General features: G+C 38.3%; 4 protein-coding genes. All 4 read right to left on the bottom strand.

Features of this window, described 5'->3' with window-relative positions:
• The coding region (locus U9Q18_01395; GenBank protein MEA3313010.1) for a hypothetical protein at nucleotides 1-316 on the bottom strand (316 nt) is incomplete at its 3' end.
• Nucleotides 313-702: a hypothetical protein gene (locus tag U9Q18_01390; protein ID MEA3313009.1), complete on the bottom strand. Its 390-nt coding sequence runs from the start codon at nucleotides 700-702 to the stop codon at nucleotides 313-315. The genes U9Q18_01395 and U9Q18_01390, both read right to left, overlap by 4 nt.
• A gap of 65 nt (nucleotides 703-767) precedes the next feature.
• Complete coding sequence (locus U9Q18_01385; GenBank protein MEA3313008.1) at nucleotides 768-2303, bottom strand: solute carrier family 23 protein; 1536 nt, start codon at nucleotides 2301-2303, stop codon at nucleotides 768-770.
• Between the two features lie 156 nt (nucleotides 2304-2459).
• Nucleotides 2460-2683, bottom strand: a 224-nt coding sequence (locus U9Q18_01380; protein MEA3313007.1) for an integrase core domain-containing protein, incomplete at its 5' end; no start/stop codon positions are given.

The raw sequence follows: 2683 nt of genomic DNA, 5'->3' as shown, positions 1-2683 counted from the left end.
TAGGCTCATTTTTATGAAAATCTGTAACAGCAATTGACAATAAATTTTCTTTTGAAATAAAAAGCTCCCTATTGTCAAACCTTCCCTTATAATATAATCCATTTTTAAGGAGAATCATTTGTCCGCCTGAATCAATAATCCCGCCAGGTTCTGATTCTAACCCATAGAAATGTATTCCATAGCTTGCAATAACAATATCTTTCTCCTTAAACATCCCCTTAATTTTTTTCCTATCTCTTTGAATAAACCATCTAAAGAAAACGATAGCAAAAATAAATGCACCTATTAAAATATAATACACTGCAGACGGTTTCATTTGGTTTGTTTAACTTTCTCTAAAATTAATACTAATCTTTTCACTGCATAATGATAACGATATCCTCTTCTAATATTCATCGCCTTTAAGATTGATTGGGCAATTTCTTCATTTGTCTTTCCCTTTCTTCTCAGCTTCTGAATTTTTTTTAAATTCGCTTGAACAATTTTTTCGTACCCACCTGTTTCATTCGTATGGGCATAATAGAAACTCATAACGGACAAAAGTACAGCAGATACAACAAGTATTATAATGTCATAGGATGGATCTTTAATAATATATCTCATTGGAGAATTCGGATTTCCTATATTGAAAATTAAGTAGACTATAAATACTGAAAGTAACGCAAAAACAATAAAAAAAACTTTTTTAGTCTGCTCGCTCACCGTACTCTCCTCCAAGGAGCCAAGGGCTTGCGTGCCCTTGGCTCTAATTTAAAAACTACCTAAAATTACTTCTGCACTGCTTCAAAACCTTTTAATTTTCTTTCTTCTCCTTCTTTCATCTGTTCCCATTCTGCCTCAGCTTTTGTCCAGGCTTCTTCAGTTGCTTCTCTCTCCCAGTAGGTTAATCCTCGCTCTTCCCTTGTTGCACCAGGAAGTGAGTTATCAAGAATCATTGCAAGAAGTGCTGAAACAGCCATAGCCGTGGTAAGAATGGTCTGTACGATCATTCCCAATGTACCGCCAACAGTTCCAATAGCACCCCAGCTTAGTGGAGTTGTCTCGAATGCATAACTGATCGAAAGGCCACCAAATAATGCTATACCGAGAACAAACAGGTTTCTCGAATTATTGAGATTCACATATTGGAGGTTCGAAAGCCCAACTGCTGCAATCAAACCAAAGAGACCAACATACATCGCTCCGACAACCGGGCCAGGAAGTGAGGCAAAAACTGCTCCTATTTTCCCAATAATTGGAATAATAAGCATAATAATTGCACCACATCTTATAACCCTTCTTGAAGCAACTCTTGTGATACCAATAGCACCGATGTTCTCCGAATAGGAGGTCGTTCCACTTCCGGACTGAAGTATTCCGGCAACAAGACAACCTACACCTTCGGCGCCAATACCTTTTGAAATCAACCTTTCTGTTGGCGGCGGAGCCTCAGACATCTTTGCACATGAGTGATAATCTCCGATGGACTCTACCATTGAAGCAAGGTAAGCAGCAAGCATTCCAAAACTACCTGCTATCAACATGGAAGCACCGGTAGGAAATCCCCATTTAAATGGAACAAGAGGCCGGATAGTAAGCCAAGGAGCTGCTGCAATGTTCTGGAAAGCACTAGTTAAATTTGCAGGATTCCCTGCAGGAATCCATCCAGTAAGGGTTCCAACTACTGCGCAAACCCAACCTACAGCTATTGCTGATATAACGGGGAAAAGCAAGAAGAATCTTGATTTTCTTGAAAAAACCTGAGAAAAAACAACCAATGCAACCAATGTGATTATAGAAATTGTCCAGTTTCCCGCCATAGCTGGTGCGCCTGATTTAAAAAGAGATAATCCAATCATAGCAATTGTAGGACCAATTACAAGGGGGCCAATAAATTTCTTTATTTTGCCTATTGCGCCAGAATAACCAAGAATAATCTCAAAAATCGATGCAAACATAATTGCTGCCGCAACATGTTGAATCATCATTTGCCAATTTCCTCCCTGAGCCGCCACCATTCCCATAATAGCGAAAGTAGGTCCAAGGAAAGAAAAACTTCCTCCCTGCACAATGGGGAGCTTATTGCCAAAAAATTGCTGAAAAAGTGTTGCTAATCCACTTGCAAAGAAAACAGTACCAATAAGGACTGCAAGCTGGTCTGGTGGGAATCCCATCGCACCTCCTACGATAAGAGGGATAGCAACAGTGGCCCCAAACATCGTAAGATAATGCTGGAAACCCAAGAAAAATGATAAAGTCCAGCGTGGTTTACTTCCTATGGGATAGAGCACCCACCCGGAAGATTCAATTTGTTCGTTTGCCATTTAAAACCTCCTTTAATTTTTAATCTTTTAGAACCTTTTCGAGTTTTTTTCTTTTCGCACCCCCTAACTCCTTTTCAGGCAAAATTTAACGAAGAATATGTTTCATACACAACTTAATATACAATATATATCAATATAACCTCATTTTTTTTTAAGTCAAGTTTCTGTATGAGTTACATACATTTGAGACTCCGGATAATATTTTAGCAGAAAATCTATAGGCGACAAATTATTAAGACCTTTATGAACTCTCTTAGTATTATACCAGATGAGATAATCGATTAGTTTTGAGTTGAATGCATTAATATCTGTAGCTAATAGATTAAGGTGGTTGTTGATGAATTCTTCCTGTAGTGTTCTGTTTGATCTTTCTACGTATC

It is taken from the genome of Caldisericota bacterium, from assembly GCA_034717215.1.
GTDB lineage: Bacteria > Caldisericota > Caldisericia > Caldisericales > Caldisericaceae > UBA646.
Note: the sequence above shows the minus strand (reverse complement) of the source record. Positions and strands in the feature narration are given on the sequence as shown.

What these genes read in the sequence shown, in the direction of transcription:
- U9Q18_01385 (MEA3313008.1), bottom strand. Translation starts at nt 2,303, where the DNA reads ATGGCAAACGAACAAATTGAATCTTCCGGGTGGGTGCTCTATCCCATA.